General features: G+C 34.0%; 14 protein-coding genes. 6 read left to right on the top strand and 8 right to left on the bottom strand.

Annotated features, from left to right (window positions below):
* Nucleotides 1–171 precede the first annotated feature (171 nt).
* Nucleotides 172–642, top strand: coding sequence for a hypothetical protein (locus FWJ34_RS11565; protein ID WP_308255474.1), 471 nt, complete (start codon nt 172–174; stop codon nt 640–642).
* Between the two features lie 24 nt (nt 643–666).
* Nucleotides 667–1,449 (top strand): ABC transporter ATP-binding protein, encoded by a 783-nt coding sequence (locus FWJ34_RS11560; protein ID WP_308255473.1) that lies wholly within the window; start codon nt 667–669, stop codon nt 1,447–1,449.
* 274 nt (nt 1,450–1,723) lie between these two features.
* On the opposite strand, the gene FWJ34_RS11555 is transcribed toward FWJ34_RS11560, so the two are convergent.
* The gene (locus FWJ34_RS11555) at nt 1,724–5,746 is read right to left on the bottom strand and encodes a response regulator (RefSeq protein WP_308255472.1); all 4,023 of its coding nucleotides are present in this window, start codon (nt 5,744–5,746) and stop codon (nt 1,724–1,726) included.
* A gap of 57 nt (nt 5,747–5,803) precedes the next feature.
* Nucleotides 5,804–6,466 carry a transposase gene (locus FWJ34_RS11550; protein WP_308255471.1) on the bottom strand — a complete coding sequence of 221 codons (663 nt, stop codon included), beginning with the start codon at nt 6,464–6,466 and terminating at the stop codon, nt 5,804–5,806.
* A 377-nt stretch (nt 6,467–6,843) separates the two neighbouring features.
* Here FWJ34_RS11550 and rpsD point away from each other — a divergent pair, with 377 nt between their 5' ends.
* A complete protein-coding gene (gene rpsD, locus FWJ34_RS11545) occupies nt 6,844–7,452 on the top strand; it encodes a 30S ribosomal protein S4 (protein WP_308255470.1) in 609 nt (202 codons plus the stop codon).
* Between the two features lie 239 nt (nt 7,453–7,691).
* The gene (locus FWJ34_RS11540; protein ID WP_308255469.1) at nt 7,692–9,911 is read left to right on the top strand and encodes a cation:proton antiporter; all 2,220 of its coding nucleotides are present in this window, start codon (nt 7,692–7,694) and stop codon (nt 9,909–9,911) included.
* A gap of 114 nt (nt 9,912–10,025) precedes the next feature.
* Here the strand turns inward: FWJ34_RS11540 and sufD are convergent, their stop codons facing one another.
* Both sufD and FWJ34_RS11530 read right to left on the bottom strand, forming a co-directional pair.
* On the bottom strand, nt 10,026–11,402 hold the full coding sequence (gene sufD / locus FWJ34_RS11535) for a Fe-S cluster assembly protein SufD (protein WP_308255468.1): 1,377 nt from the start codon (nt 11,400–11,402) through the stop codon (nt 10,026–10,028).
* 89 nt (nt 11,403–11,491) lie between these two features.
* Nucleotides 11,492–11,692, bottom strand: coding sequence for a DUF2862 domain-containing protein (locus FWJ34_RS11530; RefSeq protein WP_308255467.1), 201 nt, complete (start codon nt 11,690–11,692; stop codon nt 11,492–11,494).
* 317 nt (nt 11,693–12,009) lie between these two features.
* Between FWJ34_RS11530 and tsaE the strand changes: the two genes are divergently transcribed.
* Nucleotides 12,010–12,465 (top strand): tRNA (adenosine(37)-N6)-threonylcarbamoyltransferase complex ATPase subunit type 1 TsaE, encoded by a 456-nt coding sequence (gene tsaE, locus FWJ34_RS11525; protein ID WP_308255475.1) that lies wholly within the window; start codon nt 12,010–12,012, stop codon nt 12,463–12,465.
* 21 nt (nt 12,466–12,486) lie between these two features.
* Here tsaE and FWJ34_RS11520 read toward each other — a convergent pair whose 3' ends face one another.
* The 4 genes from FWJ34_RS11520 to FWJ34_RS11505 form a co-directional block, all read right to left on the bottom strand.
* Nucleotides 12,487–13,668 carry an aspartate aminotransferase gene (locus FWJ34_RS11520; RefSeq protein WP_308255466.1) on the bottom strand — a complete coding sequence of 394 codons (1,182 nt, stop codon included), beginning with the start codon at nt 13,666–13,668 and terminating at the stop codon, nt 12,487–12,489.
* Nucleotides 13,669–13,912: 244 nt separating this feature from the next.
* Complete coding sequence (locus tag FWJ34_RS11515) at nt 13,913–14,116, bottom strand: phycobilisome linker polypeptide (RefSeq protein ID WP_308255465.1); 204 nt, start codon at nt 14,114–14,116, stop codon at nt 13,913–13,915.
* Nucleotides 14,117–14,361: 245 nt separating this feature from the next.
* Nucleotides 14,362–14,847, bottom strand: a complete 486-nt coding sequence (gene apcB / locus FWJ34_RS11510; protein WP_308255464.1) for an allophycocyanin subunit beta — start codon at nt 14,845–14,847, stop codon at nt 14,362–14,364.
* A 93-nt stretch (nt 14,848–14,940) separates the two neighbouring features.
* Entirely contained in the window at nt 14,941–15,426 is a 486-nt protein-coding gene (locus FWJ34_RS11505) for an allophycocyanin (RefSeq protein WP_308255463.1), read from the bottom strand.
* A 263-nt stretch (nt 15,427–15,689) separates the two neighbouring features.
* Here FWJ34_RS11505 and queA point away from each other — a divergent pair, with 263 nt between their 5' ends.
* Complete coding sequence (gene queA, locus FWJ34_RS11500; RefSeq protein ID WP_308255462.1) at nt 15,690–16,739, top strand: tRNA preQ1(34) S-adenosylmethionine ribosyltransferase-isomerase QueA; 1,050 nt, start codon at nt 15,690–15,692, stop codon at nt 16,737–16,739.
* Nucleotides 16,740–16,752: the final 13 nt, after the last annotated feature.

Raw genomic sequence — 16,752 nt, 5'->3', positions numbered from 1 at the left:
TTTAAAAGCGGTGGGACACATCGCTATAGCTTCTGGAGAGAGAGTAAGACCGAGTAAAGGTACTGCTTTTACAAGGCATCACTTAGTGAAGGAAGAATCCTAGCCGTGATAGGCGGGGAGTTGTCAAATAATGTTAGTGAAATAAATTAACTGTTTGTGAGGGTAAAATAGATGAAAATAATTATTTGGATGTTATTAATTATTAGTACTTTTATGGTTGGTTGCGATGCCAACAGCACACAAAGCGTACGCCAAACATTAGAAGGTTTAAACCTAAAAATTAATGCAGAGATAAAGTCTGATTATGACAAAGAAAAAAAAGCTTCTGAAGAAATCAAAAAAGCCGAAGAAGAATCAACTTCTACAAGCACAGAAAAAGCGGAAGTAAAATCAGACAATGAATCTCAAGTTGTTGATCAAAAAGCCTCTGAAAAGGTAGAAGATAGAACAGAAAATGACGAAGATAAACCGATGGCATTTAAAGAAATTACAGAATGTTCAAAAGCTGGTATTACAGCTAAAACTAACGAAATTTTTTATGCTGAAAATTCTCAAGTAAAATCTATAGATTCTAAGAATGAAAAACAACTAAAAGCATGGAAAAAAATCTATGGAGAAGTGGAAAAAGATTGTAACAATTAAAACTGCTATTTATAATAGAAGTCGATGAGTATATCAGAACCAATAATAGAATTAAAGGGAGTTTCTAAATCCTTCGGTGATAAAGTTATTTTAGATAATGCGGATTTAAAAATTTATGAAGGTGATGCTTTAGTAATTATTGGTCCTAGTGGTACAGGTAAATCAACTATTTTGAGAATTATAGCAGGTTTAACCGAACCGGATGAAGGAGAGATATATATTAGAGGACAAAAAAGAGTAGGATTGATAGAAGATCATCAAAACTCGATGATCATTAGTATGGTATTTCAACAAGCTGCTTTATTTGACTCTTTAACAGTAAGAGAAAATATCGGCTTTTCCTTATACCAACATTCGCAATTATCCCATAATAAAATTAAAGAAATTGTTAATAATGCCTTAGAAATGGTAGGTTTACCCCTTGAAACGGCAAATCTTTACCCAGCGGAATTGTCAGGGGGGATGCGTAAAAGAGTTAGTTTTGCAAGAGCAATGATTTTTAATCCTGAAAAACCAGAAGAAAGACCTGAAGTTATTTTGTATGATGAACCAACTGCTGGTCTTGATCCCATTGCTTCTACGGTGGTAGAAGATTTAGTTCGCCATTTACAAAGTACTTGCAATGCTTGTAATGCTTATGTTATGGTGACACATCAAAATAGTACTATTCGTCGTACTGGCGATCGCTTAGTTTTTTTATATCATGGAAAATTTCAATGGGATGGTCATATTAAAGAAATTGACACTACAGATAATCCTCTAGTGAGACAATTTTTTAGTGCTAGTATTGAAGGACCGATTAAATAAGTAATTAGGGGTTGCCTCATAGTATTTTGGTGAGGGTAGGTATCAGGTGTTAGGTATCGGGTATCAGGTTAAATAATTATAAATCAAGGTGTTTAGTGTCATTCTTAACTTGATCAAGTATCTTTTGCTACCCTTGCTATAGTTTCAGAGAAAATCATCAGAAAAATGTGCAATTTTTGAATAAAATCGGTGAAAACTCGGCACTTTTTTGTTAATGTAATACGTCTAACCCCTGTATTTTAATAACCTTATGATTCCCAACAGCAACCTCTAATTAGGAATTGTTAATTAATTGTTCGCCTTTAATTAATTTTTGGGCAGCATTAAGTAATTCTTCTTCTAAATAAGGTTTAGTAAAATAGGCTTTTGCCCCTAAATCAGCGGCAATTTTTCGGTGTTTTTCTGCCCCACGAGATGTTACCATCGCTACGGGTAATTTCGATAATTTTTCGTCCTGTTGCATTTTAGCTAATAACTCTAAACCGTTCATGCGAGGCATTTCAATGTCACACAATAACAGATCACAAGGTAAACCTTCTGCTACTTTATCCCATGCGTCTTGCCCATCTCTAGCTTGTTCGACTTGATAACCCGCTTTTTTAAAAGTCATGGATAACATTTCTCTTACCACCACCGAATCGTCAATAATTAATACCATTGGTGCTGATTTGATTTTTTGCTTGACGTTAGAATTATTCTGTTGTTGAGGAGGTAAAGTAGATTTATTTACTTTAACCCTTGGTTTTTTAGTACTACCTTGTAACAATACTTCCCCTTCTACCATTCTTTTGGCTGAATCAATGAGATCTTTTTCTACATAGGGCTTAATCAGATAAGCTGAAGCTCCTAAATCCGCTGCAATTTTTTGATGTTTTTCTGCACCACGAGACGACAGAATTGCTACGGGGATATGGGATAAATCAGGATCTTCTTGCATATGCTGTAATAACTCTAATCCGTTCATGCGAGGCATTTCAATATCACAGAAAACAATGTCACAAGGCAAACCTGATTGTAATTTTTGCCATGCTTCTTGTCCGTCTCGGGCTTGTTCAACTCGATAATTCGATTTCTTGAAACTGATAGATAGCATTTCTCTTACGGTAATGGAGTCATCTACTATTAAGACTAAGGGTTGAGCTTTTGTTTTTTCAGCAATAGTGCGATCGCCATGAATACCATGGGGCATATCAACATGAACTTTAGTACTTAAGTTACCTTGAGCAATCTCAATCAGTTCAATAACATCGCCAATAGCCATAACAATACCATCACTGCGAACCGTTGCTCCTGCAATACCTTTAGGCTTAGGTAAGGGACCTGAAATTTGTTTAATAACGATTTCTTCTTGTCCTAATACTTGATCTACTTGAATTGCTAATAAATTATTACCCCCTCGTAAAATAACAATGGGAATAGTTTCCTCTTCTTGATTATTGGTATAAATAATACTACGAGTGATTTGACGGTTATAACTCATCAAAGTACTGAGAGGGCGAAAAGGTAATAAATTATTTTTCCAAAGAATACATTTTTGCCCTTGAGCATTAACTTTAATTTCATTGGCCGAATAGTCTTTTGTATCTTCAATTCCATCAATGGGGAAAGCGATACGAGCATTATCATTCATACAACATAAGGCTTTACCAATACTCAAAGTTAAAGGTAAGCGAATAGTAAAAGTTGTTCCTTGCCCCAGAGTTGAATCAACCGTGACACTACCTCTAATTTCGTTTAATTTAGTCCGCACAATATCTAAACCAACCCCTCTTCCCGCATGGCTATCAGCTTTTTCTTTAGTGGTAAAACCAGCGTTAAATAAAAACTCGTAAGTTTCTTGATCTTTTAAATTTTTAGCTTGTTCGGGGGTAATAAGTTTATTTTGAACCGCTTTTCTTTTGATTTTTTGAGGATCGATTCCAGCACCGTCATCAGAAATAGAAATTACAGTTTGTGGTCCTTGTAAAAAAGCTCTGACAGTAATTGTACCGATGGGAGGTTTTCCAATTTCTTCTCTTTCTTGGGGTAATTCAATACCATGAGTGATACAGTTTTTGGTTATTTGTAAAAGAGGGTCCCATAAATGCTCAAGGATCATTTTATCAATTAAAACGTCTCGCCCTTCAATTTTTAGTTGTACTTGTTTGTCATATCCCTGTGCAATTTTACGGATAGGTAAAGGAAGGCGATCGGCATTTTGAGCAAAAGCAACCATGCGAGATTTATTGATCTCTTCTTGTAACTGTGTTGTTACTTGACGCAAATTTCGACCTAATTGATCTGTTTCATCCACAAGGAATTGAATATCAGAAGTTGACTCTCTCACCCGTACAATTAACTCCAAAATATCTTGAGCTAAAAGGTGAAAGCCTGTAAAACGATCAAGCTCTAATTCATCTAATTCAGGTAAGTCAAATTGTTTACTTTCGCTATTATTACCATTATTTTTTTTACCACCATCACCAAGATAAATGGAATCATTTCTGCCTTCTGCCCTTGCTAATTGAGCTTTTACCGTAGCCTCATTTTTTTTCCGGCTATCAATTAAAGCACCTTCCATCAGACTTTTTTCATAGGTATCTTGCATCCTAGCACCTACATCGCTCAAATTTTGCACATGGGAAAGGAGATTATCTAAAAATTGTCTTAATTTATCCTGATCTTCTTCTAAGCGGTTACGACGAACTACCATTTCTCCTACAAGGTTATTTAAGTTATCCAGTTGTTTAACTGGTACTCTCATACTCTGTTCAAAAGTTTTAGCTTGAATATTATTCCCGGCTTTGTTACCCGGAGGAACCCATTTTTGTGCTTTTTTAGTAGTCTTTCCTGCTTCAGCTAATAACTGATCTAAATCACTCAACTCTGAATCGATAGAAGGTTCATTTTGAGGGATAAAAGTTTTGATTCTATTTCGAGTAAATGCCGAATCTTGTACATCTTCAATGGTATCAGCCAAATGTTGCCAATCTACTTCTTCTAAATGTTTTGGGGATGAATTGACTAATCTTTCTAAATCGCTTTGATCTTCATAGTAATTAATGACAAAATTGTTGATCAGAGATTCTAAATCATCTAAAGAATCTTCTCCCCACCAAGGAAAACTACTTTGTATGAAAGTATTTAATTCTTCAAACTCATCATAAAAAACCACGGGAATTAATTTTGATTTGATGGGCTGTAAAATTTGAAAAGTATTAAAAGTACCAGTACTAGGAAAATCATCTTCTATATCTAAATCATCAAGATTTCGTACTATATTTATTAATTCTTCTTGAGGATCATCTATAATGACAGTACTTCTAGCCACATCATCAAATAAATGATCTAAGTCCTCTATTTCGCTTTGAATTACAGTAGCCTTATAGTCAAATTGTGCGGATTTTGGTGATTGATTATCTTCCAAGAAATCTGGTATATCCTCAAAATCATTGTTATCCTCTATATTGTCTTCTTCATCAGGGAAAAATTCCCAATCATCGAATGAATCATCATCAATACTGTTTTCGATAATATTATCCGTTTGCCCTTCGTCAATATCAATATTAAAATTCTCATCATCTTGATCATCAAACAAACTATTAATTTCGTCCTCCTCATTATCAGAGTTATTGGTATCCTCAAAAATGTCTTGTTGTGTTAAAAATACAGCACTAACTTGCTCACTACTATCGGCGAAAGAATCATCTTCTAACCATTCATCTAATAAACCGTCATCATCAGATATATTTATACTATTAAATATATCACTATCATCATCTTCGGAAGACTCAAGAATTTGATTATAATTTTCTGGTTCTAACTGTTGAGGAATTGATGAATTAGTCTCTATATAGGTTTCTCGCCATAAATCTTTTTCAATAGTACTTTTACTATACTGAACTTCTTCTGGAGGTATTTCCGCTCTCATATCTGCATAAATAGTTTCCACATCCATTAATCTTGATCTCGATTGGGGTGCTAAATGTCTTAATTCATCTGTCAGACAAATCGCATTAATTTCATTTTTGACTAAATATTCTCCAGCGTTTTTGATCTCTTTTATGATTAATTTTGTAGTTTTTACATAGTCATTTTCTTCTTTGACAATGGCAGCTTTTGCCGTTTCCATGACTTCTACCCACCCAAACAGATTTTGTTTTTTACCTTGATTGGATAAATAGTCACAATGGGCTTTAATATTTTCTCGATTACGACTATTATCTCCTTGTTTCAAAATTTTCAACATTTCTCCCAAACGAATGAGAGTTTGTTTGTATAGTTTTTGGTTTCTATCGGCTTGTTCACTGGTAATCATAGACATTCTCTCAAGAAGTTTCGACTTTTAAAAATGATATTGAAAGTTAAAGATCCGTTAAATATTTTTAAGGCTAAAAACTCTAATTAAATAAGGACGTGGACTTTCAATTACATTACCATCACTCAGAGTCGCAAAAGTTTTACAACCTAAGTCAATGCCTACTGCCTCAACTACCTCATGGATCAAAGGCGGTAATCTATCTGCATCAATTGAGAAACTAACAAACCATTTATCTGCCGATTTACTGATAGTGAAAGTGAAAGTTTGAGAAACACAAGAAAAAGGAATTGCCTCTTTCAATCTAAAAGTACCTAAAGTTGGCACTTTAATCTTTTTTCCTACTTCTAATAATACTTTACCATTACTCGATTCCACTCTCAATGATTGTTTATCTTTCTTACTTTTAAAGACAGGTTGCTCCCCTAACCCTTGAAAGTATCTTGAGTAGGCATTTTTCAAGTCTCGAAAGGCATTTTGATATACCCTAGAAGATAAACTATTACACCATGCAAATTCAGGTTGTTTCTTCGTGTAATTAGTAAATAACTTTTTAATTGTGTCAATCTTTTTGCTAGAACTACCCTTAATTTCTTGATGATCTATACTTCTCATTAAAGCTAAACCATAGTTATAGACAAAGCGAGAAAACCCAGCGTGTTGTGCCATAAGAGTTTTTTCTTTGTTATTAAGTTTTAGTTCTAACTTAAGACTAAACATAATCATTAACCTCAGTTCGATGCAATAATATTGGGTTTAGGAAGGTTTCAGGTATCTGGTAGCAGGTTTCGCACTTAAAGTGCTCTCGAACATTGATTAGTCAATCAAAGGATTGAAAAGAAAAAAATCAATTTATTTACTCTTTTTATCAAAATCTGTTAATTTTAACTCCGAACTCCGAACTCCGAACTCAGGTAATTAATTAATCATCAATATGGTGTCTTTTGCAACTTTATTTCCAAACTCCAAACTAACAGCTAATGTCTATTAAAATGAACTCTTTTTCCGTCTAACTATTTGCGAATTAAGATTTTTAATGTACAATAGTATATTTGGCTCTAATTATAAAAAAAAATATTAGGAGAAATTAGTAAGTTATGTCTCGATATACAGGACCTCGCTTGAGGGTAGTGCGTCGTTTAGGGGATTTACCCGGTTTAACTCGTAAAAATGCTCGTCGTCAATATCCCCCCGGACAACACGGACAAAATCGTCGTAAACGTTCAGAATACGCCATCCGTTTAGAAGAAAAACAAAAACTTCGTTATAACTACGGTGTCAGCGAAACACAATTAATTCGTTATGTCAAAAAAGCTCGTAGAGTAACTGGTTCTACAGGTCAAGTATTATTACAATTATTAGAAATGCGTCTTGATAATACCGTTTTTCGCCTTGGCATGGCACCAACAATTCCTGGTGCTCGTCAATTAGTGAATCATGGTCATATTTTGGTTAATGATCAAGTGGTAGATATTGCTAGTTATCAGTGTCGCCCCGGGGATGTTATCAGCGTTAGAAAAAGAGATCGCTCTGTTAATATTGTGAAAAATAATCTACTTAACCCCGGTTTAGCAAATCTTCCTAGTCATTTAGAATATGATAAAAATAATCTCGTAGGTAAAGTTAACGGCATTATTGAAAGAGAATGGGTTGCTTTAAATATCAACGAACTACTCGTAATTGAGTTCTACTCTCGTAAAGCGTAATTTATTTTTGAGAGGGGCGAAAAGTCCTATTGCTAGTATAACGTTTGTTAGTTTTGATACTATTCCCCCTCACGCTTTTTTTTAACATTTTAAGATCGATAATTATAGTGTGACTTGTAAAAAAAGGCGTTGCTATCCTTAAGGATAATTTCTATATTTTTGCTAATTTTTTGATTAATCTAGTATTAATTTAAAAAATTATAAGTATTATATAAGCCAAAAAAAACTAAACAACGTTAATGACTGATTTAATCGCACTTTTTTCCGCAGCAGCCATCGGTGGCTTATTAGCTTCGATATTACGACAACCAGTTATTTTAGGCTATTTATTAGCAGGAATTATTTTAGGTCCTTTTGAATTAGGCTTAATTCACGATTACGAAATAGTGGAAACCATCGCCGAATTAGGAGTAACCTTTTTGCTATTTGCCATCGGGGTAGAATTTTCCTTTGGAGAATTAAACAAAGTTAGAAATATTAGCTTAGGTGGTGGTGGTTTACAACTTGCTTTAACTATTGCCATTACTGCGTTTATTTCTGTGACGGTAGGATGGGTCGCATCTATACCTGAAGGCATCTTTTTAGGTGAACTTCTTTCTCTTTCTTCTACCGCCGTAGTCATTAAAGCCTTGATGGAATCCAATGAAACTTCAACGTCTCATGGTCAAGTTATGCTTGGTATTTTAATCATCCAAGATTTAGCATTAGGCTTAATGTTAGCCGTTTTACCAGCTTTAAATCAACCGATGGAGGAAATTGGCGTTGCTATTGCAGTTGCTTTATTGAAATTAACTTTATTTGCTTTAAGTGCCATTGTCATTGGTAAGTGGTTAATTCCACCATATTTAAAATTATTAGCCAAAACTGAAAGTAAAGAAATCTTTTTATTAGGTGTGGTGGCTTTATGCTTAAGTATTGCCTCATTAACGGGAGAAATTGGTTTATCCACAGAAATGGGTGCATTCGTAGCCGGTTTAATGATTTCGGAAGTAGAATATTCCGATCAAACCCTTGATTATGTTGAACCATTACGAGATATTTGTGCCGCCGCCTTTTTCGTTTCTATTGGTATTTTAATTGATCCGATCTTCCTTTGGCATAATTTAGCCCTAATTTTAGGTTTAGTTTCTCTCGTATTTTTAGGCAAATCATTAATTATCACTCCTTTAGTAATCTTATTTCGTTATCCCCTCAAAACTGCTATTATCGCTGGATTAGGATTAGCCCAAATTGGTGAATTTTCCTTCGTTTTAGCCGATAAAGGTCGTGATTTTGACTTAATTTCTCAAAATATTTATATGTTGATTTTAGGTACTACTGCTATGACTTTAGTAGTTACACCTTTTGTCCTAAAATTTTTACCTGTTATTTTATCTAATTTGGAGTCCTCCCCTAATTTTGAAGGTTGGTTCAACAAATTAGAAAAATCCCCCGAAATAACCCAAGAATTAACCCTTGAAGCTCATGTAATCGTTTGTGGTTATGGACGAGTTGGTAAAAATGTCGTCAAACTCCTGTTAAATCAAGGTCATCAAGTATTAGTTATAGATCAATCTGAAGAAAAAATCAAAAAACTTAGACACAAACAAATACCTTATCTTTACGGTAATGCCTCTAGTTTATTAGTTTTAGAAAAAGCAGAAATTTGTAGTGCAAAAGCAATGGCGATCGCCTTACCTGATTCCATGAGTTCGAGATTATGCGTCAAAAGAGCATTACAACTCAACCCAGAATTAGATATGGTAGTACGAGCTAACGATGCCGAAGATATTGAAATGCTTTATCAACTAGGGGCAAAAGAAGTTATTCAACCTGAATTTGAAGCCAGTTTAGAACTTTCAGGGCATTTATTAAGAGTATTAGGATTACCAAAAATAAACATTCAACAAGAAATTCAACAAATAAGACAATCTCAATACCAGACATTACAACCTGAACGTTCTGAGGAAGAAATTTTAAGAGAATTAGAAGAAGCCGTAAGCACCATGAATAATAAATGGTATGCTTTACCAGCTGATTCTCCCTTGATTGGTGTAACTCTTGAAAAAGCCCATATACGCCGTTTAACGGGGGTAAGTGTTATTAAAATTAAACGTGCTAATGGGGAAAAATTAGACTATCCTCCTGCTTACACTGTCTTAGAAAAAGATGATAAATTATTATTAATAGGGGCATCAGAAGATTTTGAAGCATTTGATTATTTGGCAAAAGAAAAAGTAATGCTACCCCAAGAAGGAGAATCTTGTCTTTGGGTATCAATCCCTAAAAATAAAGATTTAGCAACTCAAAAACTAGAGGAAATTAAAGCACAAAAACAATCAGGAGTAGTGATTCAGGGCATTAGACGTAAAAACCAATATATTCATTTTCCTGATATAGATAAAGATATTAAAGCCGGAGATAACATCTTATTATTCGGTAAATTAGAAACCTTAAATCAGCTAACTGTAAATGATTAGTTAAGGATTCTTAAATTCCTGCTTGTAGTTTGGGCTTTAGCCCTAAAAGGCTTATTCCGAGATGTTTTATCAAATGTATTTTGTATTTTAATTGTCGTCCTAATATTATAAAAATTAATCTAAAGTGCGACAAGCAATACATTGAGTTAATCTTTGTTTAAGAGAATTATAAGGAATTTTATCGATAATTTCTGCGGCAAAAGCATCTATTAATAAATGTCTAGCATCATATTCATTTAACCCACGACTGCGAAGATAAAAAATCTCATCGACTTCGAGTTGACTTACTGTTGCACCATGAGCACATTTTACATTATCAGCAGTGATTTGTAACTCAGGTTTTGTGTTAATCCGTGCCTTTGATGATAATAATAAATTACGATTAAGTTGAGAGGCATTAGTTAATTGTGCTAATTTGGGAACACAAACTTTACCATTAAACACACCACGCCCTGAATCATCAATAATGAATTTATGGAGTTGATTGACAATTCCATGGGGTTTACTTAAACTAACTTCACTGTGAGTATCCCCTATTTGCCTACCCTGTAACATAGTTAAACCATTAAGATTCGTTTCTGTTTGCTCTCCTTCTTGGTTGATATGGAGATTATGACGATATAATTTACTACCTAAACTAACTTCGTTAATATTATATTGACTATTTCGAGCTTGAAAGACATTCGTTTTAGCTAGATGAAAAGTATCTCCGGATTCTCGTTGAATGCGAGTATGGTTAACTTGGGCATTATCTTCAAGATGAATTTCTGTGACAACGTTAGTTAAATAATATTCTTGTTTAGCAGAATCTGAACATCCAGAGGTAACAGCCCCATAATATTCGATAAAATTAAGGCGGGAATTAGCATCCCCTATAACTAAAATGCGAGGTTGAGTAAAACTAGGAAAATTATCTCTAGCAGTGAGGTGTAAAAGATGAATAGGTAAATTAACGATAGTATTAGCCTTTATCCAAATCACAAAAGCATCGGTAATTCCTGCGGAATTTAAAGCAGTAAAAACTTCATTCTCTGGCTCATTTTTACTCAAATATTGACTAATTTTAGCTGTTTTATCACTATCTAAATTAGTTAAATTACCCAAATAAATATTATGATCATCTAACGCCGAAATATCTGATAAATTAGGCGAATAAAAACCGTTAACAAAAACTAAACGAGAATGGGATGCTTCTGGTAAAATAAATCCATCTAAAACAGAAGTATTTAACTTATTTTCTTTTGCTAAATGCCAATCTTGCATTTGTAAATCTGATAAATTAGTAAAACGCCAATCCTCGTCTTTATCATTAGGAATATGTAATTTAACAACTTTATTTGCTCCTTGTTGACGAATTTTATGGATACAATTAGTTAAATCACTATTAAAATTGAGAGGTTTATTTTCACTAAGTTGTAATAAACCGCCTAAATAAGCATCTTTTATTACCTTAAAGTTATCTGGTTTTAACATTGCGATGGTATCAGTCATAATTTAAGAAATGAATAAGAAGAAGATAACATTGATTAAGATCTGAATTAATTGTTAATTGTTAATTACTCATTCCTAATTAGTTATTCTTAATTAACTACTTGCACTTCGTCTTCAAAAAACCAGTTAGTAGTGGCATCAGCAAATTCAACAAATACGCCAATACCACTACCATCAGTCATTTTAAAAGATTTAATTACCCCTTGTTGCCCTTGTTGTGCTTTTTCAATAATTTCAGATCCTACTTTTTCTTTAAGACGACAAATTTTAACTTTTTGTCCTACTTTCATGATAATTTGTAATAATTTATTTAATCAACAACTTTCCATCTTATCATAAAAGTTATCACCAGAACGCATGAACTGTAAGATAATCAAGGGTTAAGATGAAAAGACTAAAAGAATTAAACACTATTAATTATTAACTATTAACTATTGCTATATAGCAATACTAAATCAGTTGTGAAATATTTAAAGATAGGAAATAATGTTTTACTTATTATTCAACAAGGAGTTTAAACCCCTTGCCTTTAAATTTGTAGTCCTTATTTTGCCACGAATCATTTAGGATGCTATATTAACTATTAATTTCATTATTCATGATTAATATGAGTGAAAAAAATCAAGAAATTATTTTACTTCCTGATGAGTGGGCAACAAAAAAATTAGGGCAAAAATTAGCCAATGAATTAACTCTCAATAGTGTTTTATTATTAAGTGGCAATTTAGGTGCAGGAAAAACGACTTTAATTCAAGGATTAGGAGAAGCATTAGGAATTAAAGAGGCGATTGTTAGTCCTACTTTTACTTTAATTAATGAATATCTCGAAGGAAAAATACCTCTTTATCACATTGATTTATATCGCCTAAAATCAGAACAAATAAAAGATTTATATTTAGAAAATTATTGGCAAGGTATCGAAGTTGAAGAGGGAATAACTGCCATTGAATGGTCTGAATTACTACCTAAATTTCCATCTAATTATATCAAAATTAAATTAGAAATTGACGAAAAATTAGGCAGAAAAGCAACCATTTTTAGACAAATCAATTCATCGGAATGAAGAATAAGAAATGAGCAAGAATTAATAACGTATTCCGGCTTTTTGCCAACGTTGTAAGGCTTCTCCTAATCGATCACAATCAGCAATTAAACTCATACGCACATAACCCTCTCCTCCTTCCCCAAAAGCATTTCCCGGAGTTACCACTACACCAGTATTTTGTAGTAAATCAAGAGCAAAATCCGTAGAATTAGAATTACGAGGTACTTTTACCCATAAATACATAGTAGCCTTAGACGGTTTCATCTCCCAACCCAACTTACTTAAACCTTCAATGACAAAATCTCGACGCTGTTGATACCGTTGTTGCACCTCATGAATATAAGTATCAGGTAATTGTAAAGCAGTTTGTGCCGCCGCTTGAATAACGCTAAAAATCCCATAATCAAGATTAGTTTTTAAAGTTCGTAGCCCTTGAATAATATCACGATTACCTACCACAAAACCGACTCGCCAACCAGCCATATTATAGGTTTTAGAAAGGGTATGAAATTCAACACCAATATCTTTAGCCCCTGAAATTTGTAATAAGCTAGTGGGTTCATAACCTTCAAAAGCTAATTCAGCGTAAGCTAAATCATGAACTAACATAATCTCATAGTGTTTTGCCCATGATACCACTTCTTCAAAAAAGCTACGGGGAGCAGTGGCACTGGTAGGATTATTCGGATAATTAAAGTAAAGAATTTTCGCTCTTTGAGCAACATTTTCTGGAATTGTACTTAAATTCAACACCCAATCTTCTTGTGCTGTTAACATAGGTGCATAAATATTCCCTCCAGCAATAGCAGGTCCTCGATAATGAGCCGGATAAGATGGGCTAGGTACAATAACCGTATCTCCTGGATTAATATAGGCTAAAGCAAGGTGAGATAAACCTTCTTTTGAGCCTAATAGCGGTAATGCTTCACTATCGGCACTTAAGTCAACTTGATAACGTCTATAATACCAATTGGCGATCGCCTGACGAAAATCTGTTGTACCTTCAAAAGGTGGATAACCGTGATATTTCGTAATATTTAAGGCTTCTTTTGCCGCCTCAATAACTGGTTGAGGAGTTGCACCGTCAGGATTACCCATGCCTAAATCAATCAAATCTAAACCTTGCTCTCTGGCTTTAACTTTCAATTCATCTAAACGGGCAAAAACATAGGGCGGTAAGGCACTTAAACGATTGGCACGATTAATCCAACTGGTTTTCATGGGTAATTATTTTATCTCTAAGGCATCAAAAAACTGCTTCATTTGCCCAATATAGCTATATCTTGAGGATCAAATTCAAGTCACTATTTCTGAAGGGACAAACTATTCAGACAATCTCCCATTATTACATTAATTGAGGCGATCATGCAACAAAATTTAATACTTTTTAAAAACAAAAAATAAGAGCAGAATGATTAATTCTTACCCTTATTTTTATGCCCAAATATAATCAAAAATTATAATCTTAAAGTAACCCAGCGTTAGCTCCTGGCTTACCAGTAACTAATTTAACCTTAACAATAGAACCACCCATTTTTTGGATTCTTTGTTGTTCTTTAAACCAGTTATCATAAGGAACTAATTTAGTAAAATAAGTATTTTGTAATTCTCTTTGAGTTCTAATTCTGGTCTGACTTGGTACACAAGCAGTTACTTGAAACATTCTCATGGGGATTTATCTCCTGGATGGTTAAATCTCTTTTAAACTTTTTGAAAATTAGTTTGTTTATAGATAAAAACAGTTAATTTTTATTTCTAATTATTATGTAAAATTCCAATGACAACGGTTAGGAGTCAAGATTCAATACTAAATCAATTAAGCCGTATTTCAGTCTAATCAAACTAGCACTCACTTTGGACTTTCCTAACCTTTGGTTAAGTTTGAAGCGTTAATTACTGAATAATCGTAATCAATTAGCTTAAACCAGAGCTGATGTAATCTAAGTAAACACCTAGTTCTTTTCCAGCATCTGCACCAACTAAACTAGCCGCTACTTCTTTAATAGCTTGGATAGCTTGAATGGTAGAGCTTACGGGTACACCTAAAGAATTATAGGTTTCTTTTAAACCATTGAGTACACGTTCATCAAGAATAGAAACATCACCAGCTAACATAGCATAGGTAGCATAACGGAGATAGTAGTCTAAGTCACGAATACAAGCTGCATAACGACGAGTGGTGTACATATTACCACCAGGACGAGTTACGTCAGAATATAATAAGGATTTAGCTACAGCTTCTTTAATGATGGTGGCAGCGTTAGCACTAATAACACTAGCCGCACGAACACGGAGAGCACCACTTTGAAAATAAGATTTTAATTTTCCTAAAGCGTTAGCGTCAAGGTACTTACCTTGCACATCGGAGGAGTTGATTACAGCAGTAATTGCGTCTTGCATTGTTGTTTTCCTTTCTTAATTAACTTTTGCTTAGTTTTTTACTAGGGTAAAATTATTGAGCACAAATAGGGCTTAGGGATTTTTAGCTAAAACCTATTGTAAAGCTCCGATAACATAATCGAAGTAAGAACCTGCTTCACCAGCATCATCGGAAGAGAGAAGTCCAGTTGCAACTTCTTTAGCTTCACGGATACTTTGAGCTACTGCACCAGTGTCAGTACCTAAAGATTTGTACATTTCTTTTACACCAACTAAGCCGATTTCCTCGATGGGAGTAACGTCACCTGCTACTACTCCATAGGTGATGAGACGTAGATAGTAGTCAATATCACGCAAACAGGTAGCAGTCATTTCTTCACCATAAGCATTTCCACCAGGGGAAACAACATCAGGGCGTTTTTGGAATAAACGATCACCAGCTTCTTTAACGATACGCTCACGAGCACCACTTAAGGTTTCAGCAATGCGTAAACGAGATTCACCGGAAGTAACGAATGCTTTGATTCTGTCTAACTCACCAGGACTTAAATAACGTGCTTCTGCGTCAGCATTCACGATAGATTTCGTGACGATACTCATTGATGGATTCCTCCAAACAAAATATTAAATAGTATTGATTAATTATTAAATCAGAATATTAGCTAAACTGATCTTAAAATTGCGAAAATTGCTATCAATGTTTAATGATAGTAGTTTTCTCTCAGTCAGTATAACCTGAAAGGGTTACAATTGCCGATTTATTTTTTGAAGATATTTTATTTGTCTTCGCAGATCATTGTGCAGTATTGAGTCCACTTTTGCTTAATTTTCTTAACACTTTTTAACAATCCCTTATTTTTATCATGAATCTCGATCAGCAGTTATCTAGTTACGATTATTATTTACCTCCAGAATTAATCGCTCAAAATCCCGTGATACCTAGGGATAGCTCTCGTTTATTAATAGTTAAACCTGATAATACTATTAGTCATACAGTTTTTTGTAATTTACCTGATTTATTATTTCCAGGGGATTTATTGGTTTTAAATGATACCCGTGTTATTCCTGCTCGGTTATATGGTAAAAAATCCACAGGTGCAGAAGTTGAAGTATTATTAGTTGAGGAAATAGAAAATAATTGTTGGTTAGCTTTGGTAAAACCGGGTAAACGTTTTACTGTGGGTAGTGAAATTTTTTTTGGTGATTCCTCTCTTCTGAAAGCTACTGTTATTGGTAAAGATAAAGCAACTGGAGGGCGTTTTTTACAGTTTGAGGTAAATGACTCTAAATCTTTTTGGCAAATTTTAGCTCAAGTGGGTAATATTCCATTTCCCCCCTATGTTACTAACTCAGAAGCCAATTCTCAACAATATCAAACTGTTTATGCTAAAAGGCAAGGGGCGATCGCCGCTCCTACTGCTGGGTTACATTTTACTGAAAGATTATTGAAAGAGTTAAAAGAAAGACAAATTAATCTGGCTATGGTAACACTTCATGTGGGAATAGGGACTTTTCGCCCCGTAGAGGTAGAAGATATTGTAACCCATGAAATGCACCAAGAATGGATAGAAGTCAATAAAAATACCATTAGCGCTATCAAACAAACCAAAAAAATGGGCAGAAAAGTAATTGCAGTTGGTACAACAGTAGTTAGAACTTTAGAAGGTGCCTATAAACAGCAACAAAAACTAGCACCATTTAAAGGTAAAACTGACTTGTTTATTTATCCGGGTTATGATTTTCAAGTAATAGATGGTTTAATTACTAATTTTCATTTACCCAAATCTAGTTTATTAATGTTAGTTAGTGCCTTAATTGGGAGGGAAAGATTGATGAATATTTATCAACAAGCTATTGAGGAAAAATATCGTTTTTATTCTTTTGGTGATGGAATGTTTATTTTGCAACATTAGTCAGGGGAAAAGG

It is taken from the genome of Geminocystis sp. GBBB08 (assembly GCF_016743215.1).
GTDB lineage: Bacteria > Cyanobacteriota > Cyanobacteriia > Cyanobacteriales > Cyanobacteriaceae > Geminocystis.
The sequence above is the reverse complement of the archived record's forward strand: the minus strand, read 5'-3'. Positions and strand labels throughout refer to the sequence as shown.

Bases quoted from the DNA above. Each gene is read 5' to 3' on its own strand.
- rpsD (WP_308255470.1), top strand. From the start codon at position 6,844: ATGTCTCGATATACAGGACCTCGCTTGAGGGTAGTGCGTCGTTTAGGG.
- FWJ34_RS11555 (WP_308255472.1), bottom strand. From the start codon at position 5,746: ATGATTACCAGTGAACAAGCCGATAGAAACCAAAAACTATACAAACAA.
- tsaE (WP_308255475.1), top strand. From the start codon at position 12,010: ATGAGTGAAAAAAATCAAGAAATTATTTTACTTCCTGATGAGTGGGCA.
- sufD (WP_308255468.1), bottom strand. From the start codon at position 11,402: ATGACTGATACCATCGCAATGTTAAAACCAGATAACTTTAAGGTAATA.
- FWJ34_RS11560 (WP_308255473.1), top strand. From the start codon at position 667: ATGAGTATATCAGAACCAATAATAGAATTAAAGGGAGTTTCTAAATCC.
- FWJ34_RS11505 (WP_308255463.1), bottom strand. From the start codon at position 15,426: ATGAGTATCGTCACGAAATCTATCGTGAATGCTGACGCAGAAGCACGT.
- FWJ34_RS11530 (WP_308255467.1), bottom strand. From the start codon at position 11,692: ATGAAAGTAGGACAAAAAGTTAAAATTTGTCGTCTTAAAGAAAAAGTA.
- FWJ34_RS11565 (WP_308255474.1), top strand. From the start codon at position 172: ATGAAAATAATTATTTGGATGTTATTAATTATTAGTACTTTTATGGTT.
- FWJ34_RS11550 (WP_308255471.1), bottom strand. From the start codon at position 6,466: ATGTTTAGTCTTAAGTTAGAACTAAAACTTAATAACAAAGAAAAAACT.
- apcB (WP_308255464.1), bottom strand. From the start codon at position 14,847: ATGCAAGACGCAATTACTGCTGTAATCAACTCCTCCGATGTGCAAGGT.
- FWJ34_RS11540 (WP_308255469.1), top strand. From the start codon at position 7,692: ATGACTGATTTAATCGCACTTTTTTCCGCAGCAGCCATCGGTGGCTTA.
- FWJ34_RS11520 (WP_308255466.1), bottom strand. From the start codon at position 13,668: ATGAAAACCAGTTGGATTAATCGTGCCAATCGTTTAAGTGCCTTACCG.
- FWJ34_RS11515 (WP_308255465.1), bottom strand. From the start codon at position 14,116: ATGAGAATGTTTCAAGTAACTGCTTGTGTACCAAGTCAGACCAGAATT.
- queA (WP_308255462.1), top strand. From the start codon at position 15,690: ATGAATCTCGATCAGCAGTTATCTAGTTACGATTATTATTTACCTCCA.